Origin of the sequence: Cnuibacter sp. UC19_7, assembly GCF_042699995.1 — a bacterium.
Taxonomy (GTDB): Bacteria; Actinomycetota; Actinomycetes; order Actinomycetales; family Microbacteriaceae; genus Cnuibacter.
In genome coordinates this window covers 2,579,293-2,603,390 of record NZ_CP170560.1, presented here as the reverse complement: position 1 = coordinate 2,603,390, position 24,098 = coordinate 2,579,293, and the positions used below count along the sequence as shown (strand labels likewise).

General features: G+C 71.2%; 22 protein-coding genes. 8 read left to right on the top strand and 14 right to left on the bottom strand.

Annotation, left to right across the window (positions count from 1 at the left end):
• Positions 1–36: 36 nt before the first annotated feature.
• From ACFJGV_RS12455 to ACFJGV_RS12445, 3 genes are all read right to left on the bottom strand, one after another.
• The gene (locus ACFJGV_RS12455; RefSeq protein WP_378144263.1) at positions 37–996 is read right to left on the bottom strand and encodes a carbohydrate ABC transporter permease; all 960 of its coding nucleotides are present in this window, start codon (positions 994–996) and stop codon (positions 37–39) included.
• 4 nt (positions 997–1,000) lie between these two features.
• Positions 1,001–2,284 carry an ABC transporter substrate-binding protein gene (locus ACFJGV_RS12450; RefSeq protein ID WP_378144261.1) on the bottom strand — a complete coding sequence of 428 codons (1,284 nt, stop codon included), beginning with the start codon at positions 2,282–2,284 and terminating at the stop codon, positions 1,001–1,003.
• 109 nt (positions 2,285–2,393) lie between these two features.
• Positions 2,394–3,422, bottom strand: a complete 1,029-nt coding sequence (locus ACFJGV_RS12445; RefSeq protein WP_378144260.1) for a LacI family DNA-binding transcriptional regulator — start codon at positions 3,420–3,422, stop codon at positions 2,394–2,396.
• Between the two features lie 215 nt (positions 3,423–3,637).
• On the opposite strand from ACFJGV_RS12445, the gene ACFJGV_RS12440 reads away from it, so the two are divergent.
• The gene (locus tag ACFJGV_RS12440; protein WP_378144259.1) at positions 3,638–4,105 is read left to right on the top strand and encodes a hypothetical protein; all 468 of its coding nucleotides are present in this window, start codon (positions 3,638–3,640) and stop codon (positions 4,103–4,105) included.
• A gap of 167 nt (positions 4,106–4,272) precedes the next feature.
• Here the strand turns inward: ACFJGV_RS12440 and ACFJGV_RS12435 are convergent, their stop codons facing one another.
• The gene (locus ACFJGV_RS12435) at positions 4,273–4,659 is read right to left on the bottom strand and encodes a TIGR03618 family F420-dependent PPOX class oxidoreductase (protein ID WP_378144258.1); all 387 of its coding nucleotides are present in this window, start codon (positions 4,657–4,659) and stop codon (positions 4,273–4,275) included.
• Positions 4,660–4,738: 79 nt separating this feature from the next.
• Between ACFJGV_RS12435 and ACFJGV_RS12430 the strand changes: the two genes are divergently transcribed.
• Entirely contained in the window at positions 4,739–5,296 is a 558-nt protein-coding gene (locus tag ACFJGV_RS12430) for a hypothetical protein (protein ID WP_378144257.1), read from the top strand.
• On the opposite strand, the gene ACFJGV_RS12425 is transcribed toward ACFJGV_RS12430, so the two are convergent.
• The 4 genes from ACFJGV_RS12425 to ACFJGV_RS12410 form a co-directional block, all read right to left on the bottom strand.
• A complete protein-coding gene (locus tag ACFJGV_RS12425; protein ID WP_378144256.1) occupies positions 5,263–6,636 on the bottom strand; it encodes an APC family permease in 1,374 nt (457 codons plus the stop codon). The two genes, ACFJGV_RS12430 and ACFJGV_RS12425, sit on opposite strands and share 34 nt — an antisense overlap.
• The gene (locus ACFJGV_RS12420; protein ID WP_378144255.1) at positions 6,633–6,893 is read right to left on the bottom strand and encodes a hypothetical protein; all 261 of its coding nucleotides are present in this window, start codon (positions 6,891–6,893) and stop codon (positions 6,633–6,635) included. Before ACFJGV_RS12420 ends, ACFJGV_RS12425 begins: the two co-directional genes overlap by 4 nt.
• 102 nt (positions 6,894–6,995) lie before the next feature.
• Positions 6,996–7,850 carry an endo alpha-1,4 polygalactosaminidase gene (locus ACFJGV_RS12415; RefSeq protein WP_378144254.1) on the bottom strand — a complete coding sequence of 285 codons (855 nt, stop codon included), beginning with the start codon at positions 7,848–7,850 and terminating at the stop codon, positions 6,996–6,998.
• 63 nt (positions 7,851–7,913) lie between these two features.
• Positions 7,914–9,038: an aminotransferase class V-fold PLP-dependent enzyme gene (locus ACFJGV_RS12410; RefSeq protein ID WP_378144253.1), complete on the bottom strand. Its 1,125-nt coding sequence runs from the start codon at positions 9,036–9,038 to the stop codon at positions 7,914–7,916.
• Between the two features lie 94 nt (positions 9,039–9,132).
• Here ACFJGV_RS12410 and ACFJGV_RS12405 point away from each other — a divergent pair, with 94 nt between their 5' ends.
• The gene (locus tag ACFJGV_RS12405; RefSeq protein ID WP_378144252.1) at positions 9,133–10,083 is read left to right on the top strand and encodes a LysR family transcriptional regulator; all 951 of its coding nucleotides are present in this window, start codon (positions 9,133–9,135) and stop codon (positions 10,081–10,083) included.
• A 122-nt stretch (positions 10,084–10,205) separates the two neighbouring features.
• On the opposite strand, the gene ACFJGV_RS12400 is transcribed toward ACFJGV_RS12405, so the two are convergent.
• Positions 10,206–11,189, bottom strand: a complete 984-nt coding sequence (locus ACFJGV_RS12400) for a serine hydrolase (RefSeq protein WP_378144251.1) — start codon at positions 11,187–11,189, stop codon at positions 10,206–10,208.
• An 81-nt stretch (positions 11,190–11,270) separates the two neighbouring features.
• Positions 11,271–13,244 carry a M13 family metallopeptidase gene (locus ACFJGV_RS12395; protein ID WP_378144250.1) on the bottom strand — a complete coding sequence of 658 codons (1,974 nt, stop codon included), beginning with the start codon at positions 13,242–13,244 and terminating at the stop codon, positions 11,271–11,273.
• 153 nt (positions 13,245–13,397) lie between these two features.
• Between ACFJGV_RS12395 and ACFJGV_RS12390 the strand changes: the two genes are divergently transcribed.
• Positions 13,398–14,717: an alpha-hydroxy-acid oxidizing protein gene (locus ACFJGV_RS12390; RefSeq protein ID WP_378144249.1), complete on the top strand. Its 1,320-nt coding sequence runs from the start codon at positions 13,398–13,400 to the stop codon at positions 14,715–14,717.
• Between the two features lie 148 nt (positions 14,718–14,865).
• Here the strand turns inward: ACFJGV_RS12390 and ACFJGV_RS12385 are convergent, their stop codons facing one another.
• Positions 14,866–16,146 carry an LCP family protein gene (locus ACFJGV_RS12385; RefSeq protein ID WP_378144247.1) on the bottom strand — a complete coding sequence of 427 codons (1,281 nt, stop codon included), beginning with the start codon at positions 16,144–16,146 and terminating at the stop codon, positions 14,866–14,868.
• A 259-nt stretch (positions 16,147–16,405) separates the two neighbouring features.
• On the opposite strand from ACFJGV_RS12385, the gene ACFJGV_RS12380 reads away from it, so the two are divergent.
• A complete protein-coding gene (locus ACFJGV_RS12380; protein WP_378144245.1) occupies positions 16,406–17,725 on the top strand; it encodes an MATE family efflux transporter in 1,320 nt (439 codons plus the stop codon).
• 12 nt (positions 17,726–17,737) lie between these two features.
• Here the strand turns inward: ACFJGV_RS12380 and ACFJGV_RS12375 are convergent, their stop codons facing one another.
• The 3 genes from ACFJGV_RS12375 to ACFJGV_RS12365 all read right to left on the bottom strand — a co-directional run bounded on the left by ACFJGV_RS12375 (position 17,738) and on the right by ACFJGV_RS12365 (position 21,348).
• Positions 17,738–18,490: an MBL fold metallo-hydrolase gene (locus tag ACFJGV_RS12375; RefSeq protein ID WP_378144244.1), complete on the bottom strand. Its 753-nt coding sequence runs from the start codon at positions 18,488–18,490 to the stop codon at positions 17,738–17,740.
• Positions 18,491–18,494: 4 nt separating this feature from the next.
• The gene (locus ACFJGV_RS12370; RefSeq protein WP_378144243.1) at positions 18,495–20,138 is read right to left on the bottom strand and encodes an MFS transporter; all 1,644 of its coding nucleotides are present in this window, start codon (positions 20,136–20,138) and stop codon (positions 18,495–18,497) included.
• Between the two features lie 148 nt (positions 20,139–20,286).
• The gene (locus tag ACFJGV_RS12365) at positions 20,287–21,348 is read right to left on the bottom strand and encodes a LacI family DNA-binding transcriptional regulator (protein ID WP_378144242.1); all 1,062 of its coding nucleotides are present in this window, start codon (positions 21,346–21,348) and stop codon (positions 20,287–20,289) included.
• Between the two features lie 32 nt (positions 21,349–21,380).
• Between ACFJGV_RS12365 and ACFJGV_RS12360 the strand changes: the two genes are divergently transcribed.
• The 3 genes from ACFJGV_RS12360 (at position 21,381) to ACFJGV_RS12350 (ending at position 24,008) form a co-directional block, all read left to right on the top strand.
• Positions 21,381–22,694, top strand: coding sequence for an MFS transporter (locus tag ACFJGV_RS12360; protein WP_378148721.1), 1,314 nt, complete (start codon positions 21,381–21,383; stop codon positions 22,692–22,694).
• Positions 22,695–22,812: 118 nt separating this feature from the next.
• The gene (gene nucS / locus ACFJGV_RS12355; RefSeq protein WP_378144241.1) at positions 22,813–23,508 is read left to right on the top strand and encodes an endonuclease NucS; all 696 of its coding nucleotides are present in this window, start codon (positions 22,813–22,815) and stop codon (positions 23,506–23,508) included.
• 71 nt (positions 23,509–23,579) lie between these two features.
• Positions 23,580–24,008 (top strand): SseB family protein, encoded by a 429-nt coding sequence (locus ACFJGV_RS12350; RefSeq protein ID WP_378144240.1) that lies wholly within the window; start codon positions 23,580–23,582, stop codon positions 24,006–24,008.
• Positions 24,009–24,098: the final 90 nt, after the last annotated feature.

The following is a 24,098-nucleotide window of genomic DNA, read 5'->3' as shown; positions in this document are numbered from 1 at the left end:
ACGCCGGAGCCGAGGCGGCGGTATCCATGGCGGTCATCAGTCACGCTCCCCTGCGAATCGGTTCTGGAGCCAGGCGACGATCAGCACCAGGATGACGAGCACGACGCCGATCGCGCTGGCCACGTCGGGCTGACCCTGCTGGATGCCGAGCTGGTACATGAGCAGCACCGGCGAGGCGGAGGCGCCGTTCGGTCCACCGCCTCCGGTGAGGAGGTACGGCTCGGTGAAGAGGTTCGCCCCGGTGACGGTCGACACGAGCAGCACCAGCACGGTCGCGGGCCGCACGCTCGGCACGGTGACCGAGAAGAACTGGCGGATGCGCCCCGCGCCGTCGGTCGCGGCCGACTCGTAGAGCTCACGCGGCACGTTCTGCAGCGCGGCGAGGTACAGCAGGATGTAGAACCCGAGCTGCTTCCACGTCACATAGAGAGCGATGACCGGCATGGCGAGCTTGTCGTTGATGAGCCACGTCGGATCCGGCGCCAGCGGGCCGAGGATCGTGTTGACCAGGCCGTTGCCGTTGAAGAGGAACAGCCACACCGCGACGACCGCGACGGACGCGGTGACGTAGGGCACGTAGAAGCTGACCCGCAGGAAGGTGCGCAGGTGCACCACCTTGTCGAGGGCGATCGCGAGCAGCATCGCCAGGATCACCGTCAGCGGCACGTTGATGACGAGGAAGACGAGGATGTTGCCGAACGAGCGGATGACGGCCGGGTTGGTGAAGGCCGTGACGTAGTTGTCGAATCCGACGAAGGGCCGGTCGACCTTCGCGCCGGGTGCGGCGAAGAAGAAGTCGTGGAACGAGATCCAGACCGAGTAGACGACCGGGAACGCGAAGATCGCGATCACGAAGACGATGTAGGGCGCGCTGAACAGCAGTCCGAGGGGCTGCTTCCCCAGGATGCGCCGGAGCAGGCTCCGCTTGGCGCGGGGCCCGGGGGCCTCGCCGCTGTCGCGCGACGAGGCCTCCGGAGTGGGGGCGAGTGTCGTCATGACGTCACTTCTGGCCCGCCAGGTCGGTGATCTTCTGCGCGGCGTCGTCGAGCGCCTGCTTCGGGTCGCCCTCGCCGAAGATCACGGACTTGCTCCACGCGTCGCGGAGGGTCTGCAGCATCTGCACGGTGTTCGGACCGCTCGGCACCTCGATGGTGCGGGCCGCCTGGGCGCCGAATGCCTGGTACGCGGGGTTGGCCGAGAAGTAGTCGGCGTACGTGGTCTCGAGGTCCTGGCGCAGCGGCATCTGGCCCGTGGTCTCGAGGAGCTGGCCGTCCTGCTCCTCGCTGGTCGCGAACTTCAACACATCCCACGCGGTGCCCTTGTTCTGGCAGGCGGTGAAGAGTCCGACGTTCTTCGCGTCGCTGAACGTCCAGGTGTCGTCGGCCGAGGTGCCGTTCGGGGTCGGGATCGGGACGGATCCCCAGTTCACCTTGTCGTACACCGACACGGCCCAGGGGCCGACGATCGACATGGCCGCCTTGCCGTCGGCGAACGCGTCGCCCTGGTACTGCTCGCGGCCGGCGAGGTTCTGGTCGTAGAGGCTCTTCCAGAAGTCGGCGACGGCGTAGCCGGCGTCGTCGTTGAAGGTCGCCTTGCCGTCCTCGACGAGGCCGGTGCCGCCGGTGGCCGCCGCGTAGAGCGGCATGAAGTCGAACTGGGTCTGGAAGAACTCGCTCGTCGGAGCGGGCCAGATCGCGTACTGCGAGACGCCCGAGGCGACGAGGGCCTTCGAGGTGGCGAGGAAGTCGTCGTACGTCGACAGCTTCGGGTTGTCGGGGTCGAGACCGGCCGCGGCGAAGAGATCCTTGTTGTAGAAGATCTGCACCGGGTTGCTCTTCCACGGCATCTGGTAGTAATCGCCCTCGGGGTTCTTGTACTGCTGCGCGAGGTCACCCGAGCGCGCCTCGATGTAGCTCGCGCCGTCGGGGAAGCTCGACAGGTCGACGAGGCCGCCCTGCTTCTCGAACTGTCCGACCGCGCTCGGGGCGGTGTTGAAGACCAGGCAGGGGGCGTTGCCCGCGGTGATCGCGGCGCCGATGACCTCCTCGCTGCTCTTGCCCGCGGGGATCTCCTGTCCGGTGATCTGCTGGTCGGGGTTCGCCTTGTTCCAGGCGTCGACCATGGCCTTGCCCCAGGTGACCTCCTGCTCGTTGTTCGAGTACCAGATCGTGATGGGGCCCTTGGCGCTCAGGTCGTCGGATGCGCCCCCGCCGCCCCCGCAGGCGGTCAGTCCCAGGGCGGCGATTGCGGCGATCCCGAGGCCGGTCAGGGCGCGGGTCCTCATCCTCTTCTTCGAGGGGTTCACGGTGTCTCCTTCGTTGCGTCGTGCTCGATGTTCGGTTCGGTGCTGCGTTGTTCGTTCTGCGGAGCGCGTTCGGCGTCTCCGCGGGGTGTCACGACCGCGGTGGCGCGGTCGAGGCGCGGACGACCAGGCCGGCAGGCGGCAGGTCGACGTCGGATGCGCTCCCGTGCTCGACGAGGTCGAGCAGGGTGCGGGCGGCCTCCTGCCCCCACTGGCTGGGGCGGGTGCGGGCCGAGGTGAGCGAGGGGTAGACGTAGTCGGCGATCTCGGAGTCGTCGAATCCGGTGATCGAGAGGTCGTCGGGCAGCCGGAATCCGTTCTGCTGCGCGACCCCGAGCCCGGCGATGGCCATCGGGTCGTTGGCGTACACGATCGCGGTGACCCGCACGTCCGACAGGTCGGCCAGGAGCGTCGAGGTGGCGTTGGCGCCCTCGCGCGCCGAGAAGTCGGTCTCGAGGATGCGCGCGGGCGCCAGGCCGTGCTCGGCCAGCGCGTCTTCGAACGCCTGACGGCGACGCTGGGCGTGCAGGAGTCGGCTCGGACCGGCGACGTGCGCGATGCGGCGGTGGCCGAGCCCGACGAGGTGGTGAACGGCCTCGGTGATGCCCGGGGTGTCGTCGAGCACGACGGCGGGGAGCCGGCTGCCGTCACCCGGCACGCGGCCCAGGGTGACCGCCGGTAGCCCGAGCTCGGCGAGAAGCCGGGGGCGCTCGTCGTCGGCGCGGAGGTCGGTGAGGAACACGCCGTCGACTCGGCCGTCGGCGGCCATCGCCCGGTACGCCTCCGCCTCGGCCGCGTCGTCGGTGACGACGCTGAGCACGAGGGCGCGCCCGCGTGCCGCGAGCACCCGCTCCACACCCGAGATGAACGAGGGGAAGAACGGGTCGGCGGCGATCACATCCGGGTCGCGGGCCACCACGAGTCCGAGCGCGTACGACGTGCGAGTCGACAGCGATCGAGCGGCGATGCTCGGGCGGAACCCGAGCTCATCGGCGGCCTGCAGGATGCGGTCGCGCGTCTCCGGGGCTACCCCTGGGCGGCCGTTGAGCGCGAAGCTGACGAGCCCCTTGCTCACCCCCGCGCGCTGGGCGACGTCGATGATGGTCGGCTTCCGCTCCATCGTGGTCCCGCCTCTCGCCTCATCGCGTGTGCACCTGAACCGGTTTAGCTGAACCGGTTTAGACGAGACCGTACCCCGATCGGGTGACGTCCGCAACACCCCGGATCCCGCCCACCTCTCCGAGCACACCCGGAAAGAGCGCTTTCACGGCGGCGCGATCCGCGCTTTCCGGGTGCACTCGGCCCGCGGCTGCCCGCTCCCAGTACGCTGCCCGGATGGGGTTCTCGCCGCTCGGGCTGCTGGTGGGGGTCGCCGTCCTCGCACCCAACCTGCTGCTCGTGGCGTTCCCGCCGCGGGCGCCCCTGCCGAAGGCGCCGGTGCCGCGCCCGCTCGGCTGGCTCGAGCGCGCGGGACAGGCGCTCTGCCTGGTCGTCCCCGCGATCACCGAGACGGGCACGATCGTGTGGTGGTGGGCGGCCGCGGTCGCCGCAGCGCTCGCCGGCTACTACGCGCTCTGGGGACGCTACCTCCTACGGGGTCGCGACGGCGCCGACCTCTACCGCCCGGTCTGGGGAGTGCCCGTGCCGATGGCCCTCCTCCCCGTGGCCGCCTTCCTCGTCACCGCCGCCTGGCTGGGCGACCCATGGATCGCGGCAGCCGCCGTGGTGCTCGCCGCCGGCCACATCCCCACCAGCCTCGCGGCCGCGCGCGCCGCCGGCGAGGCGCAGCGGCGGCGGATCTGACACTCGTGGTGCCCCAGAGCGACGCGAAGCCGCCACGAGTGCCAGCTCCGCGAAGCAGCACAGCTCCGCGAGGCAGCACAACTCCGCGAGGCAGCACAGATCCGCGAGGCAGCACAGATCCGCGAGGCAGCACGGCTCCGCGAACCCGACTCGGGCGCTCGAGCGGCTCAGACGAGCAGGCCCGAGCTGGCGAGGATGCGGGTGGGACGGAGGTGGAGGGCGACGCGCTGCGGGTTGGGGCGCGGCTCGCGGTAGCGGCGGGAGTAGAGCTCGACGGCGGTCGCCACCTCGTCCGGGTCGTCGTGCACCGATCCGATCCCCTGGATGGAGAGCCAGCGCGCCTTCTCGACCTGCGCCACCGTCGCCGTCGGGTCGCGGAGGATGTTGCGGACCTTCTGCGAGCCGCCGTTCGTGATGATCCGCACGATCCCGTCGTCGCCCAGGGTGAAGCCGACCGCGACGACGTGGATGCCGCCCCACGGAGCCATGGTCGACAGCGTCGCCAGGTGGTAGGCCTCGAGGAACGCCCGGCCCTCCTCGGTCAGTTCGCGCATCCTCCGACGCTAGCGGACGGATTCGCTCCCCGGCTCTACGGTCCCCACACTCTACCCAAGACTGAGCTATCCTCGTTTCATGTCGATCCTCCCGCCCCCGAGGCGGCGCTGGTCGTGGCTCACGGCGCTCTGGATCGGTGTGCCCGTGCTCACCACGGTGGTGCCGCTGGTCATCGTCGCCGTCTTCGTGCTCCCGATGGTCACCGGCGCTCTGAGTGTCTTCACCCCGCTGGCGCCGGGAGAGACTCGAGCGCCACCAGCCTGCAATCAGGCCCTCAGGGCGTATGCCGACGGATCGGTCTACGCGAGCGCCGTCGGCTGCCTGCCCATGGGCTTCCCGGAGGATCTGCCGCTGATCGAGGGGCCGATCCTCACGGCGTCGTCGTACACCACCGCGGAGTCGTCGTCGTGGTCGGCGGAGATCCGCATCGACGATCCCGACGTCGCGCTCGCCGCCGTGCGCGACTCGCTCGAGCACGCCGGCTTCGTCGAGACGACCCGAACCGATGCCACGCTCGAGAAGGGCATCCGATTCGACAGTCCGCTCTACATGGTCTGGGTCGAGACGTCGACCACAGCCTGGGGGCCCGCGGTGAGCTACACCTACAACCCGGCACCACCCGCGCCGCCGTCGTGATCTGCACGGCCCGCCCGGCGCGCGACGCGCGCGATCCCGTACAGGATGAGCCCGAGCACGACGAAGCCGCCGCCGTACGCCCACACCAGCGGCTCCTGCTGGGTGAGCAGCAGGATGCACGAGGCGACGCCCAGGATGGGGATCGGCGTCCAGACCCGGAAGTGCTTGTGCTCGACCCTGTCGCGACGCAGCACCAGCACGGCCACGTTCGTGCTGATGAACACGAACAGCAGCAGCAGCACGACGGCCGACGCGAGGGTCTCGAGGTCGCCGATGAGCGTCAGCAGCATCGCCACCGCGGTGGTGACGACGATCGCGACCCACGGCGTGCGCCGGCGCGGCAGCACCCGGCCGAGCACCGACGGCAGCAGACCCTGCTCCGCCATCCCGTACGTCACACGGCTCGACATGATCATCGTCAGCAGCGCGCCGTTCGCCACGGCGACGAGGGCGATCGCGCTGAACAGCCACGCCGGGATCGGCACGCCGGAGGCGGCGACCACGGCGAGGAGCGGCCCCGACGACGACGAGAGCTCATCCGCCGAGAGGGCGATCGACGAGGCCAGCCCGACGAGGATGTACACCACACCCGCGGCCAGGAGCGCGCCGAAGAGCGCTCGCGGGTAGACGCGCGACGGATCCTTGACCTCCTCGGCGACGTTGGCCGAGGTCTCGAAGCCGACGAACGAGTAGTAGGCCACGATCGCTCCGCCGAGGATCGCGAGCGCGGGCGACACGTCCGCCGGGAACTGCCCCACGCGCGAGACGTCGCCGCCTCCCCCGCCGAGCATGAGGCCGACGACCACCACGACGATGACGAGGCCCGACACCTCGACGACGGTCATGACCACGTTGCTCTTCACCGACTCCGAGATCCCGCGGGCGTTGAGCGCGGCGACGAGCACGAGGAAGACCATCGCCGCGGGGATCGACGGAACGGGGAGGAAGGTCTGCAGGTACTCCCCCGCGAAGGCGAGCGCGAGCCCGGCGGCGCTCGTCACCCCGGCCGCGAGCATCGAGAATCCGACGAGGAACGAGATCACCGGCGTCTTGAAGGCCCGCTCGGCGAAGACGGCCGCACCACCCGCCTTGGGGTACTTCGTCACCAGCTCGGCGTACGACCCGGCGGTCAGGAGGGCGAGCAGGAGCGCCGCCGCGAGCGGCGCCCAGAGCGCGCCTCCGACCTGGCCGGCCAGCACACCCATGAGGGCGTAGATGCCCGCGCCCAGCACATCCCCGAGGATGAACAGGAACAGCAGCGGGCCCGTGATGCCCTTCTTGAGCTTCGAGTCGGATGCACCGGACGGCGACGCGGTCTCGTGGCGGGTATCGGCGCTCACAGTCTGGGCAGCTTCGCGAGCGCGTCGTCCGCGCGCTGCCCATCGACGCCGAGGCGGTCGACGAGGAACCGGCGCCCGGTCGCGGTGTCACCCGAGCGGTAGGCGCGGAAGGCCGCCTCCGCCTCGGCGATCAGCTCGGGGGTGAGCGGGGTGTCCTTCGCGCCGAGCTGGTCGGCCAGCGCCTGGGCGGTGTCGACGCCGTAGGCGGCCCGCAGCTGCTCGGGGAGCCGGTAGCTCCCCCATGTCCCCAGTTCCATCTGAAGCCTCCTCGTGTTCGGTCTCACGGTAGGAGCAGGGTGACGAAGCCCCGAGGGGCTGGTCAGGCGCCACGATTCGGAGTACGCCGCGCCCGACAGAGCTCAGCAGTGGGCGTAGACGTAGTCCGCCGACTCGGGCGTCACGAGGTCGCGGTCTCGGTAGACGGTGGACGCGGGGCGGGTCTCGTCGGCGCAGATCGAGTCGAGGGTGACGGAGGGGTCGTCGGCGTACTCGATGTCGATCACCGAGTCTCCGTACACGGCCGTGTACGCGTCGCACTCCCCGTACGAGACGCACTCCTCCGCCACGGCGAAGTCGAACCCGACGTCCGTCTTCAGCGTCTCGGCGTACTCCGCGGCGTTCTTCTGCCCGATCGCCAGCCCCATCGTGTGGGCCCGGGCGGCGTAGAGCGTCGCGAGCGCCATGTTGCCCTCGAGGCTCAGGCCGTCGGCGCGGGTGAACGAGTCGAGGTTGTCGATCTCGACCGCGTCGAAGCCGTTGCTGGCGCAGCGGGCGATGTCGGCGCCGAGCACGTCGGCGATCTGCTGCCGCTTCTGGGCGGTCGAGGTGTCGAGGATCACCTCGTCTGGCCAGTCCGGATCGGTGACGGGGTCGCCGGAGGAGTCGCGCAGCAGGAGCTCCGCGTCCCAGCGGTCCTGCTCACCGGGCTGCGTCTGGAAGCCGTTGACGTAGCAGATCGACCACACCCCGGATGCGGGCTCCGCGGTGCTGTCGCGCGCCACGATCCCGACTCCCGCGGGAGGGTCGTAGGCGCCGCCGAGCTGGTAGTCGACGAGTGCTCCCGCGGGGAACTGCGCGCTGCTCACGGCCACGGTCGGAGGCGGGGCGGCGGCCGGCCGATCCGCTCCGGGCCCGGAGCACGCGGCGAGCGCGAGCACCACGACAGGAGCCATCGCCCCCGCGGCGAGAGCGGCGGACGGATGCGTGCGGCTCACGACCCCGAGTACACCACACCCGCCCGAGAGCCCCGTGAGCGCGGGAGCGGCGCGACGCCCGGCTCAGATCGCGTAGGCGCCGTACTCGGCGGCCCAGTCGGCGGGCACGAGCAGCTCGCCCACGGCCCCGCGGCCGAGGGCGGCGCAGACCCGCTCCACCTCGCTCTCGTCGTTCCACACGTGGAACGCCACGCGGGCGCGGCCGGCGCGCGACGACGCGACGATCCCAGCCGCCGCGAGCGCCGCGGCGTCGGTGCCGGTCTCGTCGGGCCAGGTCACGATCGCGCTTCCCGTGAGCGGCAGCCCCAGCCGTGAGCGCAATGAGTCGCCGAGCCCCCCGGTGTACGCCTCGACCTCCTCGGCAGCCACGGACGCGAACAGCTCGAGCGATGTCGTCGCCCCCACCCACGCCTGCCACGCGGGCGACACGTCGAAGCGGCGCGCATCCGCCGCCAGGCTCATCGTGGGGCCGTAACAGGATCCCCACACGTCGTCGCCGGCGTACCAGCCGGCGGTCGTGGGCACGAGCTCCGCCGCGAACGACTCGCTCACCGTCAGCAGCGCCACCCCTCGCGGCGCGCACAGCCACTTGTACGCGTGGCACACGGTCGCGTCGAAGCGGGAGGCGTCGACGCGCATCCACCCGGTGGCCTGCGTGGTGTCGCAGAGCGTGCGCGCCCCCGCCGCGCGGGCCGCGGCGACGATCGCGTCGGCGTCGGCGATCTCCCCGGTCGCCGACTGCACGAGCGAGAACGCGACGAGCGCCGTGTCCGGGCCCACCGCATCCGCCAGCGAAGGGAGCGGCACGTGGCGCACGACGAGGTCGTCGCGCACGAGGAAGGGGAACACCATCGAGCTGAAGTCGCCGTCGACGACGATCACCTCGGCTCCCGCGGGCAGCGACGACGCGATCATCGCCACCATCACCGAGGTCTGCGACCCGATCGCGACCCGCGACACGTCGACCCCGACCAGCCGCGCGTAGGCCGCCCGGCCGCGCTCGGCCCAGGCTCCGTATCCGAGCGGCGTGGTCGTACCGGCCGACCAGGCGTCGAGATCGTCGCGCAGGGCCGCGACCGACTGGCGCGGCGGCACGCCGGAGGTGCAGGCCGCCAGGTACCCGGGCCGGACGTCGAACGACTCCCGCAGCTGCTCGACCGTCTTCCGGCCCACCGTCTCCGCTTCCATGCCCCCATGGTCCCGGTCTCGGCATCCATCACACAATGCCAGAAGATCGATGCAATTCATAAGCCTGAGTTATCGGATGCGCTAGGGTGCGCTCATGACGCTCGTCACCACCTCCTCCGCCGCGTTCGAGCTGGACTCGCAGACCCTCCGGATCGTCCACGCCGTCGCCACCTATGGCTCGATCACCCGCGCCGCGACGGCGCTGGGATACAGCCAGCCCGCAGTCAGCCAGCACCTGCGGCGGGTCGAGGCGCGGATGGGCATGCCCCTCGTCGCCAGGGTGGGACGGGGCATCGCTCTCACGGAAGCCGGCGAGGTCGTCGCGCGGCACGCGGGTGTCGTGCTCACGGCGCTCGAGTCGGCGTCGGGCGAGCTCTCGGAGCTGTCGGGACTGCGCGCGGGGCGCGTGCGGGTGAGCGGCTTCCCCTCTGCGTCGTCCACGGTCGTGCCGTCGCTGCTGAGCACGATGGCGGCGCTCCATCCCGGAATCGAGATCGGGTACGTCGAGGCCGAGCCGCCGGAGTCGATCGCCGCCGTCCGCGACGGCTCGTGCGACGTGGCGATCGCGTTCGCCTACCCGACCGACCCGTCGGATGCGTTCGGCCGCCTCACCGATGGCCTCTCGATCACGACGCTCTTCCGCGATGACATCGTCGTGCTCATCCCGTCGGATCTCGATGTGGGCGACGTCTCCCTCACCTCGCTGCAGGACGCCACCTGGATCGCCGGCTGCCCCCAGTGCCGCGGCCACCTGCTCGACTCCTGCGCCCGCGCCGGCTTCGCGCCCTCGATCGGCTACGAGACCGACAACGCGGTCGCCGTGATGAGCATGGTCGCGGCCGGGCTCGGCATCGCGATGCTGCCCACCCTCGCCACGACGGCCTCCCCTGTCCCGCCGGGCGTCACCGCGCATCCGACCGGAGGGGAGCACCGCGTCGTCGTCGCCGTCACCCGCCCCGACGCTCGAGCCCTCCCCGCGGTCGACGCCCTCCTCACCGCCCTCACCGCGGAGCGCCCCACCCCCGAGCGGGCCGCCGCCGATTAGCACACCGTCGCCTGAGCACGGATTCCGGGCAAGTCCCCCCGTATATCGAGGCGCTTGCCGGAATTCGGTGCTGGAGCGACGGACCGGCGGCCACGGGGTGGCGAAACGACGGGCTCCCGACCTCAGTACACGTACTCGAGGAGGTCGGTGCCGAGGGTGCGCATGCCGTCGAGCACGGCGAGCCGGGCCGGGAGGTCGCGGTCGTTGAACCGCATCGTCACCGCGTAGGCGACGCCGGCACCTGGGCCGGTGAGCACCCCCACCTCCGAGCGGATGCCGTGATCCGACCCGGTCTTGTTGAACAGCGTGAGCCCGTGGCTGAAGTCGTCGTGGGCGAGGGGGTCGAAACCGAACGCGCTCGCCACCATCGACAGGTCGGAACCGAGGCTCAGCCATCCGACGACGAGCTTCGACGCCATCTCGTCGGCCGCCTCGCCGCGGTGGATGCGCCGGAACAGCGACGACAGCTCGCGCGCCGACCCGACAGACAGCTGAGGCGCGTCGTCGGGGCCGCGCTCATCGCGCACGATGTCGAGCAGGTGCGTGCGGCGGAGTCCCAGCTGCTCGCCCCGGGCACGCACCCCGTCGAGCCCGACGCGGCGGAGGAGCACATTGGTGGCGAGGTTGTCGTTCGTGGCACCCACGAGCGCCGCGAGGTCGGCGATGGGCAGCGCGGGCACCTGGAGGTGCTGCCACAGCCCGGACCCGCCGACCCGATCGCTCGCCGTGCGGTTGAGGATGCTCAGCGACTCGGCGCCGGGCACGGCACGGATACCCGGGCGGCCGCCGGCGGTGTCGTCGGGCGACGCACCGCGGGCGGGCTGGTCGCGCTCGGAGATCCGCGCCGCGACCTCGACGAGCAGGAGCACCTGGCCGACCCCGGCGGTGGGCACGGAGAGGTGGTCGTCGACCGAGAACAGCACGCGTCCGCTCTCGAGGTCGAGCACCGACGCCGTCACCTGCACTCCGGACAGCGCGAGCGCCGTCAGCGACTCGAAGCCGTGGCGGAAGATGCCTCCCGCGCTCTCGCGCGCATCCGATCGTCGTCCCCGCGGCGGAGCGTCGTCTCGCTCGTCGCGTGGCCGTCTGCGGAGTGGCTCCGACACGGCACGTCCTCCCCTCACGCCGGCGCGGATGCGTTCGGGGACGCAACCGCACGCGCCATCGGCCTCCCAGCCGACTCGGTACTACCAGATGGTCACACGCTCAGCTGGGTCCAACCAGAGACGGTCGTTCGAGGAGACCTCGAACGCGTCGTAGAACTCGTCGATGTTGCGCACGATCTGGTTGCAGCGGAACTCGTTGGGCGAGTGCGGGTCGATCGCGAGGAGGCGGATGACCTCCTCGTCGCGCGACTTCTGCTGCCACGCCTGGGCCCAGGAGAGGAAGAAGCGCTGCGCGCCGGTGAGCCCGTCGATGACCGGGGGCTCCTGGCCGCCGAGCGAGATGAGGTACGCCTTCCAGGCGATGCCGAGCCCGCCGAGGTCGCCGATGTTCTCGCCGATGGTGAGCGCGCCGTTCACGTGGTGGCCGGGCGTCTGCACCGGCTCGAGCACGTCGTACTGCGCGATCAGCGAGCCGGTGAGCTTCTCGAACTCCTCGCGATCCTTCTCGGTCCACCAGTCGGTGAGGCGGCCGTCGCCGTCGAAGCGCGAGCCCTGGTCGTCGAACCCGTGCCCGATCTCGTGGCCGATGACCGCGCCGATGGCGCCGTAGTTCGCGGCGGCGTCGCGCTTCTCGTCGAAGAACGGGAACTGCAGGATCGCCGCGGGGAAGACGATCTCGTTGAAACCGGGGTTGTAGTACGCGTTGATGGTCTGCGGTGTCATGAACCACTCGTCGCGGTCGAGAGGCTTGCCGATCTTGCCGAGCTCGCGCTGGAACTCGAACTCGTTCGTCGCCCGAACGTTCGCCATCACGTCGGCAGGGTCGATGAGGAGCGCCGAGTAGTCGCGCCAGGTCGCCGGGTAGCCGATCTTCGGTGTGAACTTCTCGAGCTTCTCGAGCGCGCGCTTGCGGGTCTCGTGGCCCATCCAGCTGAGCTTCTCGATCGACTGCCGGTACGCCTCGATCAGGTTCGCGACGAGCTCGTCCATCGCCGTCTTGGCGGAGGCGGGGAAGTGCTTCTCGACGTAGATACGGCCGACCGCCTCGCCCATGGCGCCCTCGACGAACGAGACGCCGCGCTTCCAGCGCACCCGCATGCTCGGGGTGCCGGTGAGGGTACGCCCGTAGAAGTCGAAGTTCTCCTGCACGAGGTCGTTCGAGAGGTAGGGGGCGGCGGAGTGCACCACCTTCCAGGCGGCCCAGTCCTTCCACGACTCCAGCGGGGTGCTGCCGAGCAGCTCGACGATGCCGGTGACGAAGCTCGGCTCGCGGACGACGAGCTCGTCGAAGACGTGCTCGGGGGCGCCGACCGCCTCGCGCCAGAGGTCGAGCAGGGACGCGCCGTCGGCCGTGCCGGCGTCGCCGCCGAGGCCCACGAAGCCGCTCCACGACTCGAGGTTGTAGGTGGCCTGGGCGTCGCGGGTGCGCACGTTGTCCCAGTGCGTCTTCGCGATGAGCGTCTCGAGGTCGAACACACGCTGAGCGCGCTCGGCGGCGTCGGACAGGCCGGCCAGCTCGAACATCGCGCCGATGTGGCGCACGTAGGCCTCGCGCACCTCGGCGAACTTCTCGTCGCGGAAGTAGCTCTCGTCGGGCAGCGAGATGCCTCCCTGCTCGACGAACACGAGGTAGCGCTCGGGGTTGCCCGGGTCGTTGTCGACGAAGAGGCGGAGCAGCCCCGAGAAGCCCTCGCGCTCGAGCCGGCCGAGCGTGCGGGCGAAGCCGGGGAGGTCGCGGACCGCGTCGATGATCGCCAGCTGCGCCTCGATGGGCGTCGCGCCGAGGGCGTCGATGCGCTCCTCGTCCATGAAGCTCGTGTAGAGGTCGCCGATCTTGCGCGCCTCGGTGCCCTCGGGAGCCGACTGCGACTCCTCGATGATCTGGTGGACCGCCTTCTCGGCCTCCTCCGCGAGCACGTAGAACGAGCCGTAGCGCGCCTTGTCGTCGGGGATCGGGGTCTCCGCGATCCATCTGCCGTTGACGTGGCGGAAGAGGTCGTCCTGCGGGCGGGTGGCGGGGTCGAGCTGGTCGACGTCGATGCCGGAATCAGTCACCCGACCACTCTACGGACCTCCACCGTCATCCCAGCGAACTCCCGGCGGACGCGGATGACCCGGAGGGCGTCAGCCCTGCGCGCGACCCGGAGGGGTCAGCCCCTGCGCGGCCAGCAGCCCGGCCCGGCGGCCCGGCGGCGTACGCTCTCCGGCATGAGCACGGACGCTCCCTCCCCCAGCGGGTCGCGCGGGATCTCCCGCGAGGCGCAGTCGTCGATCTTCCGGGCCGGCATCAGCGGCACCCGGCCCCGGGTCCCCGTCGATCCGGCCCGGCTGGCCCGCGCAGCGCAGCGGGCGCTCTCCACCGAGGCCTACGCGTACCTCGCCGGCGGCGCGGGATCGGAGCGCACGCAGGCCGGGAACAGGCGCGCGTTCGAGCGCTGGCAGGTCTGGCCTCGGCCGCTGCGGGATGTGTCGTCCCGTGACCTGTCCACCACCCTCTTCGGTCGCCGGATGCCCTCGCCGCTCGTGCTCGCGCCGCTCGGTGTCATGGAGCTCGCGCATCCGGAGGCCGACCTCGCCGTCGCCCGAGCCGCCGCCGAAGCGGGGGTGCCCGCCGTGCTGAGCGGCCAGGCCTCGTTCCCGATGGAGGAGTCGGCGGCCGCCGCGCCCGATGCTCCGCGGATGTTCCAGCTCTACTGGTCGGCCTCCGACGAGCTCAACGAGTCGCTCGTGCGCAGGGCCGAGGTGTGCGGATGCGCCGCGATCGTCGTCACGCTCGACACGCACCTGCTCGGCTGGCGCACCCGCGATCTCGACCTCGGATACCTGCCGTTCACCCGCGGCCTCGGCATCGCCCAGTACACGAGCGACCCGGTGTTCCAGCGGATGGTCGCGGAGCGCACCCGCGTGGCCGGGCCGTCGGACGCCCCGCCCGTGCGGATGACCGCGCGTACGGTCGCAGCGGGCATCACCATCGCCCGCAAGGGGAGACGGATCACCGGCGGCGGACTGCGGGAGAGCCTGCGATCTCCTCTTCCCCGCGCTGCGGTGGAGACGTTCCTCGACGTGTTCTCGACGCCGGCGCTGACCTGGGAGCGACTGGCACGTATCCGCTCGTGGACCTCGCTGCCGGTGATCCTGAAAGGGATCGTGCATCCGGACGACGCCGAGCGCGCCGTCGACGAGGGGTACGACGGCGTGTGGGTGTCGAACCACGGCGGTCGCCAGGTCGACCGCTCCGTCCCGACGCTCGACGTGCTGCCCGACATCGCCGCCCGGGTGGCGGAGCGGACCCCGGTGATCGTCGACTCGGGCGTCCGCAGCGGGGCGGATGTCGCCGTCGCCCTGGCGCTGGGAGCCGACCTCGTGGCGCTCGGCCGCCCCTACGCGTACGGGCTCGCCGTCGCGGGCGAGGAGGGCGTGGCGGAGGTGATCCGCAACGTGCTCGCCGAGCTCGACATCACGCTGGGGCTCTCGGGCCACGCCGCGGTGTCGGAGCTCGGACCGTCGTCTCTCCGGCGCGCCGACTGAGGTCCCCGGTCGTCGGAGTCGTCACCTCGACACCGATTCGCGGCAACCCCGCGCACTACGTGCACGCTCGGCCGGATTCGGTGTCGAGGCGACGGGACCGACGCCGGCCGTCCCGCCCGAGCGCGGTTCAGGCGGGAGGGTCGTCGACTCAGTTCACACAGGGAATGCCTCCGGATTGCAGCGGCGTGGCCGAGTCGGTGTACGTCGGGGAGGCCGGAGGCGCGGAGTCTCCGCCGGAGTCGTCGCCGGATGCGGCGCCGGATGCGCTCTGGTCGGGCGCATCGGTGGCCGGTGCCGATGTGGGGGAAGAGGACGCCGGGTCGAGGAGCGACTGGACGAGGGTGTGGATCTGGTCGGTGTCGACGAGGTTGACGTCCTTGCCGTCGATCGTCGCGTAGCTCGCGATGGGCAGCGTCTGGAACGTGATGTCGCCGCCGGCGAGACGCTGCGCCTGGTCGGCGAAGCTGAGGAGGTCGAACCCGCTGTCGAGCGCGATGTACTGCTTCGCGGTGTCGATCAGGCTCCTCATGGTTCCGAAGTCGGTGAAGGTGTCGGCCTGTCGCAGCTTGTAGGCGAGCGACACGATGAAGGCCTGCTGCCTCCGGGTCCTGTCGAGGTCGGTCAGCTCGAGGCTCGACGGGCCGGTGTCACGCCGCTGGCGTACGAAGCTCATGGCCTGCGACGCATCGAGCTGCTGCACGCCCGCGGGGAAGTCCGCCCCCGAGTAGGAGTCCTGGGTCGCCTGGTTCAGGCAGACGGTGACGGGTTGCACGGCCTGGGCGACCTCGTAGAAGGCGGCCATGGTGATCTCGATGAAGTGATCGATCCGGACTCCGCCGAGGAAGTCCGACACCGTCTGGATCTCGGCCTGTCGTCCGGCGTCGCGCGCCTGCGGGTAGGCGTCGGAGGATGACACGCCCTGTGCGGTGAGCTCGGTCAGCTTCTCGTCGAGAGCCAGTCCGTAGGCCTCCTTGATCTTCGACTTCGAGACCCCGTCGGGGGAGCCGGCCAGCGGCGCGTAGTCGTCGCGGGGGATCGAGATGCCCACGGCCTTGCCGCCTCCGGCGGGGATGTGGATGAGCATGAGGACGTTCGCGTTGTAGCCGCCGTCCGACTCGTCTCCGGCGTTGATGGCTCCGTAGATGCTCTCGGGCAGGGGCTGCCCGTTCTGGTCGACGCGGCTGTCGAGCCCCATGACGAGGATGTTCGACTCGCCCGTGTCCTGGGCCACGCCCGGATCGGCGGAGCCGGACGGCAGCGCGATGTCGGAACGATGGATGCCGTTCGAGAGGTCGACGTACGTGTAGACGACGAAGCCACCCGCCGCGACCAGGACGACGACGAGCGCTGCTCCGATCCCGACGAACAGCCGACGCCTGCGGTACGTCCGTCGGCTCGCGCGATGCTTGACCTGGTCCTGGCCTGCCATGTCGATCCCTCCATCTCGTCGTCGCTGGCGACGCGTCCGCCAGTGAAGCGGCAGGCGGCGCGCCTGGGCTGACCGGACGCTGAGCATCTCGACCGCGGCGGAGCCGTCCTTCCGCGGAAGGACGCGCGGACGGGCTCTCTCGAAGACGGGCCAACTCCCAGGGTCTGACCAGCCGATGCTCGGCTCGATGGACCCCGTCGTGGGGTGATCAGGGCTCCCGAACACGCTCGGTGTCGCAGGCGGCTCCTAGGGTGGACGGGTGAGAGAGCTCGACCGCGACATCCTGCGCCTCGCGGTCCCCGCGCTCGGCGCGCTCGTCGCCGAGCCACTGTTCCTCCTCACCGACACCGCGCTCGTCGGTCACCTCGGCGTCGACCCGCTCGCGGCCGTCGGCGTGGCGGGCGCCGTGCTGCAGACCGTCATCGGGCTGCTCATCTTCCTCGCCTATGCGACGACCCCCGCTGTGGCGCGGCGACTCGGGGCCGGCGACCGCCCAGGGGCGGTCAAGGCGGGCATCGACGGGATGTGGCTCGCGCTCTGGGTCGGCGTCGTGCTCGCGCTCGTGGGCTGGCCCCTCGCGCGACCGGTGGTCGGCCTGTTCGGGACGACGACCCCGGTCGAGGAGCTCGCGGCGCAGTACCTGGGGCTCTCGCTCCTCGGCATCCCTGCCATGCTCCTCGTGATCGCCGCGACCGGTCTCCTCCGCGGACTTCAGGACACCCGCACACCGCTGGTGGTCGCCGTCGCCGGGTTCGCCGTCAACGCGGGCCTCAACGCGCTCCTCATCTACGGGGCCGGATGGGGACTGGCGGGTTCCGCGGTCGGCACCGTCCTGGCGCAGTGGGGGATGGCGGCGGTCTACGCGATCATCGCTGTCCGCGCCGCCCGCCGCGACGGCGTCTCCCTCCGGCCGGGTGTCGACGGTGTCTCCGGGGCGGCGATCGCGGGCGGATGGCTGCTCCTCCGCACAGCCAGTCTCCGTGCGGCCATCCTCGGCACGGTCGCCGTGGCGGCGACGCTCGGCGTGATCGAGCTCGGCGCCTTCCAGATCGCGTTCACGGTCTTCACGACGCTCGCGCTCGCCCTCGACGCGTTGGCGATCGCGGGCCAGGCGCTGATCGGGCACGGCCTCGGCGCCTCCGACGTCGAACGGGTCCGAGCGATCACCCGTCGGCTCGTCGGCCACGGTCTGGTCACCGGCGTCGTGCTGGGTTCGCTGCTCGCTCTGGTGGCGCCCTTCGCCGGTCCGGTCTTCACCTCCGATCCGGATGTGCGCGGCGCGCTGACCGTGTCCCTGTGGATACTCGCCATCAGCATTCCTCTCGGGGCATACGTCTTCGTGCTCGACGGCGTGCTCATCGGCGCGGGCGATGCCCGGTACCTGGCCGTCGCCGGGGTCATCAACCTGATCGTGTACGGGCCGATGCTCGTGGCGGTCGCTCTGCTTCATCCTGAGGGCGACGCCGGACTCATCTGGCTCTGGGTCGCGTTCGGCTTCGGCTACCTGGGCATCCGCGCGCTCACACTCGGCCTGCGATCGCGCAGCGACCGGTGGATCGTCGCCGGCTCGACGCGCTGACGTCGGATGCGCTCAGAGCGCCACGGTGAGGCCCCGGTGCGCGCTGATGACCTCGCCGGCGAAAGTGGCCCGCGCCCGCGCCCGCGCATCCTCGGGCACGATCGATCCGTCCACGTGCGTCAGCACCAGACGAGTGGCGCCGATCGCTGCAGCCGTGGCACCCGCCTCCTCGGGGGTGTGGTGCACCGGAGTCTCGGTCGGCACCTGCGCCGATGTCCCGGCCTCGACCAGCACGGCCATCGCGCCGGCGAGCGCGGTCGTCACCGCCGACCCGGGTGCCGAGTCACCGCTGTACCCGAGGAGCACCTCGCCCTCCTGCGCGAAGGTGAACCCGAAAGCGGGCATCCCATGATCGACCGGCGACCAGCTCAGCACCAGATCGCCGACCGTCGCGCGTCCCGGCTCCACCAGCTCGTGGACGTCGAACGTCGCCGGCAGCGCGGCCCGTGAGCTCGGCCCCAGGAAGGCGGTCATCGCCTCGAGCATGCCGCTGGGCGCATACAGCGGGACGGGGTGGTCCGGCCGGTCGTCTGCGAACCGGAGGGCGTAGTACGCGGTGAGCAGATCGGACGTGTGATCGGCGTGCTGATGCGAGATGGCGATCGCCGTCAACTCGTGGAGCGGAATGTACCGCTGCAGCTCGGCGAGTGTGCCCGGGCCCGCGTCGAGCCACACGGCGGTGGTGTCCGTGCGGACGAGGTACCCGGACGCGGGCTCGTCGGGTCGGGCGTACGGGGTCGCCGATCCCAGCACGGTCAGATGCATCCGCTCACCGCTTCGCGTACTCGCGGAGGAGGCGGTGCTCCTCCTCCTTGCGCGGATAGAACAGCACGACCACGAGGGCGCCGATCACCATCGCGATGATTCCCGTCGCATAGGCCCAGTCAGCGCCGGAGAGGAAGGAGTCGCGAGCGGCCTGGACGATCTGGTCCTGGTACTGCGGATACTGCTTCGCGATCGAGATCGCCCCGTCGAACGACTTCTGCAGCTGTGCCTGGATGCCGGCGGTCACCTCGCTCTGCACGTCCGCCGGTGCCGAGGCGACGCTCTTCGCGATGGCCGAGGCGTATCCGGCCGTGAGGATCGCGCCCAGGACCGACTGCATGATCGACCCGCCCAGGTCGCGCTGCAGGTCCGACGTGCCCGAGGCCATCCCCGCACGGAAGACGGGAACGGAGTCGGTGAGCGACCGCGACGACGGCGGTCCGGCGAGGCCGACACCGAGACCGATCAGGGCGTATCCGATCGCGACCGGCGCGTAGCCGATGCCCACATCCCAGAACAGGTACATGGTGAGGAAGCCGAGCAGGCAGGCGGCGAAGCCGAGCAGGAAGACCGTGCGAGCCCCGAACCGCAGCACGAGCCGGCTCGAGAGTGGGGCGGCGAGCACCATCACCGCCGCCGCCGGGAGGATCGACGCGCCCGACTGGAACGCGCTGTAGCCGAGCACGTTCTGCAGGAACAGCTGTCCGATGTACATCGCGCCCATCAGCGACCCGAACACGATGATGCCGCCCACCGCCGCCACCCAGAAGGTGCGACGCGACGCGATCCGCAGATCGTAGAGCGGATTCCGCGCCCTGCGCTGGCGCAGCACGAACGCGACCCCGGCGGCGACCGCGATCGCCCCGAGCACCAGCGCGGTCGTCCCCTGCCCCGGCACCGCGGCGAAGTTGATGCCGAGCACCAGCGACGCCACCATCACCGTCGAGAGCACACCGCCGAGGTGGTCGACCGCCTCCGTCGTCTCGTTCACCTTCGCGGGCACGAGCAGCACGACGAGGACGAGCGTGACCGCGCAGAGCGGCAGGGTCATGAGGAACACCGCCGGCCAGTCGAAAAGCCCGACCAGCCAGCCCGAAGCGAGCGGGCCGAGCGCGGAGATCGCACCGCCGAGCCCCGACCAGAGGGCGATCGCCGCGATCCGCCGGGGTCCGCTCCACAGGGCGGCGATGAGCGACAGGGTCGTCGGGTAGGCCATCCCCGCGGCGACGCCCCCGATCACGCGGGCGAGGAACAGCACGTCCACGCTCGGCGCGAAGGCGGCGAGGAGGCAGGCCGGGATGCTCAGCACGAGTCCGAGCACGAGCATCAGCTTGCGGCCGTAGCGGTCGCCGAGCGCGCCGAGGTAGAGCACCGACCCGGCGAGTCCCAGCGAGAAGCCCACCGCCACGAGGTTGAGGGCGCTCTGCGATGCGTCGAAGGCCGCGCCGATGGAGGGCAGCGCGACGTTCGCCACCGAGAGGTTGAGGTTCGCCACCCCCGCCGCGAGGATGAGCGCGAGCAGCACCAGTGGCCCACGGGCGGGCGCCGTGCCCGCGTCGGGACGGGCGGGGTCGGATGCACCGGACCCTCTGGGCGCTTCGCCGGACCCGTCGGTGGAACCACTGAACCCGTCGGTCGCTCCGCTCATGGCCCCTCCTCGCGGATGCGCGGCACGACCGGCCGCGCTCGAGGGAACACTATCGCTCAGCGTGCTTCGGACGGGAGGTCGTTCTCACCCTGAGCCGCGCGCCGACGGCCGGGGGCCTGGCGGGCCGGTCCGGATGGGGTCGGCGGCGTCAGCCCGGAGCGACGGCCGTCGTCGTGCCGGCGTGCAGCACGCACGGGTACCGGCGCGACTCGACCTCGTCGCCGGCGAGCAGCGCCACCACCGCCTGGCCCGCGGCACGGCCCTTCTCAGCCACGGGCTGCACCATCGTGGTCAGGTCGTGGCGCGTGAGTCCGTCGATACGGACGCCGTCGAATCCCGTCACGCTCAGCTCCCGCGGCACGGCGATGCCGAGCTCGTCCGCGGCCTGCAGCACACCCACGGCGAGCAGGTCGCTCTGCGCCATGATCGCCGTCGGCCGCTCCTCCACCGGGACGTCGAGCAGCACCCTGGCGGCCGCCGCCCCGCCCTCGACGAAGCTGTCGGCGCAGGCGTAGGCCGCCGCATCCGGGAACACCCGCCGCACGCCGGCCAGTCTCTGCGCGGTGACGACCGTGGTGATGCCGCTCTCCGCATCCGGAGCGATGGGGCCCGACGCACGCCGCTCGTCGATGGCGAGCGTCACGGTCGCGACCCGTCGGTGACCGAGCCCGGCCAGGTGGCGGGCGAGCTCCTCCGCCGCGCCCGCGTTGTCGAGTCCGATGTCGACGACGCCGTCCTCCTCGTCGCCCTCGATCGACACCACCGGGATGCCGCGCTGCCGCAGCGACGCGATGATCGTGCCCAGATGCGGGCTGCATCCCATGATCACGGCGGCGTCGACCACAGCGGAGCGCACGCTCTCGCTCGTCGCTCCCGTCTCGGTGAGCAGGAGGATCCCGTTGCTGTCGACCCCGAGCCCCTCGACGATGCCGTCGAGGGTGCCGATGTTCACCGGGTCGCGGAAGGCCTGCAGCAGGCGTTCGTCGAAGACCACGCCCACCACGCCAGACCGGCCCTGCCGCAGCGAGCGGGCCCGCGGATCCGGGCCGCCGTAGTCGAGCTCGGCGGCGGCAGCCAGCACCCGCGACCTCGTCTCGTCGGAGACGGGTCCGGCTCCGCTGAACGCGAGGGACGCCGTGGACCGCGACACACCGGCGCGCGCGGCTACATCCGCCAGAGTGGCGCGGTGCGCTTGCCGACCCTCGTTCATGGCGGCTACTCTAGTCGAATCGTTTCGATCGAATCGATTCGACCCCTGTCTTCCGGCCTCTCAGGCACCCCGATCCCCCGGAGCACTCCATGCAGCAGCAGCTCTCCGCTCGCGGACTCCGCGCCTGGCGCAACGCGATCTTCACGATCTTCGCGCTGAGCGGACTGTCGCTCGCGACCTGGGTGTCGCGCCTGCCCGCCGTGCGCGACGAGCTCGGCATCGACACCCTCCAGTTGGGTGTGCTCATCTTCTGCATGTCGGCTGGATCGGTGATCGGCCTCATCGCCGCGCCCATCCTGATCAACCGGGTCGGGGCGCGGGTCGGGATGGTCGGCGCGCTCCTCGTCGTCTCGATCGGTCTCGTGCTGATCGGCGTCGGGAGCGACGTCGTCGCCTCCGCCCCGGTGGTCGGTCTCGGGCTGGCGCTGTTCGGCTTCGGCAACGGGACGTGCGACGTCATCATGAACGTCGAGGCCGCCGCCGTCGAGAAGCAGGCCGGCCGCACGCTCATGCCGCTGATGCACGCCTTCTTCAGCTTCGGGACCGTGGCCGGCGCCGGGCTCGGCGCCCTCGCCTCCGCCCTCGCGGTGCCGATCGTCGTCCACGCCTCCGTGATGGCGGTCGTGATCGCGGTCACCGTGCTCGCCGTCATCCGCTTCGTGCCCGCGGGCGCCGAGGCCGACGAGTCCGCGAGCGCCGCCGCCGCGTCCACCGCTCCCCTCGAGCGCGAGCGCGTCCCGTTCCGTCAGCGGCTCATCGCCTCCCTCGCCGTCTGGAAGGACGTCCGACTCCTCCTCATCGGCGTCATCATGCTCGGCATGGCCTTCGCCGAGGGCTCGGCGAACGACTGGCTCACCATCGCCGTGGTCGACGGGCATCACCAGGACAACACCGTCGGCGCGATCGTCTTCTGGGTCTTCACCGCGTCGATGACCGCGGGCCGGATCGCCGGCGGCCCCGTTCTCGACCGTTTCGGGCGGGTGCCGGTGTTGAGGGTGAGCGCGCTGCTCGGCGTGATCGGGATCCTGCTGTTCATCGTGTCGCCGCTGCCGTGGCTCGCGTTCGTCGGCACGGTCTTCTGGGCCCTCGGCTGCTCGCTCGGCTTCCCGGTGGGCATGTCTGCCGCAGCCGACGTCGACGACCCGCGGCTCTCCGCCGCTCGGGTGAGCGCGGTCGCGATCATCGGCTACTGCGCCTTCCTCGTCGGCCCGCCGCTCATCGGCCTCCTCGCCCACGAGTTCGGCATCCTCGGCGCTCTGCTCCTCATCCTCGTGCTCGTGGTGCTCGCCGGCCTGGCCTCGCCCGCCGCCCGCGAGCGCCGTCCCTCCCCCGTCCCCGCCCGCTGACCCCGGGCGTCCGTCCAGTCGCGGTTTCGCTGCCTCTCTGGCGTCTCGCGCCGCCATTGACCCAGCGAGACGCCATACAGGCAGCGGAACTCGGGTCGGCAGCGGGTACGCTCGTCGGGTGCGTCTGGTCATTGCCACCTGTTCCGTCGACTACGCCGGACGGCTGAGCGCCCACCTGCCCCTCGCGAAGCGCCTGCTCATGCTGAAGAGCGACGGCAGCATCCTGGTGCACTCCGACGGCGGCTCGTACAAGCCGCTCAACTGGATGAGCCCGCCCTGCACGGTCGCGTCGGTCGACCCGACACCCGAGCAGACCGAGCTCGGCGTGTCGGAGGTGTGGCGTGTGACGCAGGCGAAGACGAACGACGTCCTCGTCGTCACGCTCTACGACATCGAGCACGACAGCGACCACGAGCTCGGCATCGACCCCGGACTCGTCAAGGACGGCGTCGAGGCCGACCTGCAGCGCCTCCTCGCCGAGCAGATCGAGCTCCTCGGCGACGGCCACACCCTCGTGCGGCGCGAGTACATGACGGCGATCGGCCCGGTCGACATCCTCGCCCGCGATGGGGCGGGCGCCGCGGTGGCGGTCGAGATCAAGCGGCGCGGGGAGATCGACGGCGTCGAGCAGCTCACCCGCTACCTCGAGCTGATGAACCGCGACCCGCACCTGGCGCCCGTGCAGGGTGTTTTCGCGGCGCAGGAGATCAAGCCGCAGGCGCGCACGCTCGCGCAGGACCGCGGCATCCGCTGCGTCGTACTCGACTACGACGCCATGCGCGGGCTCGACGACTCCGACTCCCGCCTGTTCTGAGTCTCGCTGGTTCTCTCGTGCGGATGCGCTGCTCCCTGCGCCGCGTCGGCTCCCTTCTCTAGGCTGGTTCCGTGGCCCGACCAGCTCCCGCCTTCCCGAAGACCTACGCCAATCGTCCCCTGAGGACGGCACTCGTCGACTTCGCCGAGCATCCGGACGAATCGACCCTCGAGGCGATGCTCGACGCGATGACCCGCGGCGGCCTCGTGATCGACCTCACGGGCACGACGGATGCGGGCGACCCGCAGGCGCGCACCATCCTCTCCACCGACGGCCAGCGGATCCTCCCGCTCTTCACGTCCGTCACCGAGCTTCGGGCCGCCGTGCCCCCGGCCGCCCGCAAGGCGGTGCGCGCGACGATCCTGCCGGCGCCGACCGCGCTCCGCCTCGTCGAGGCCGGCGACACCGTCGCGGTCCAGTTCGACGCGGGCACGATCGCGCAGATCGTCACGCGCCCCTTCGTCGAGCGCGCCCTGTCCCGCGTCTCGCCCGAGGCCTGACCCCGCCGCGGGCGCCTCCGCGTGGATGCGGGTTGCGCCCCTCCACAGCCCTGTTGAAGCCGCATGCGCCTCGCGGTCCCGCGGAGCGGG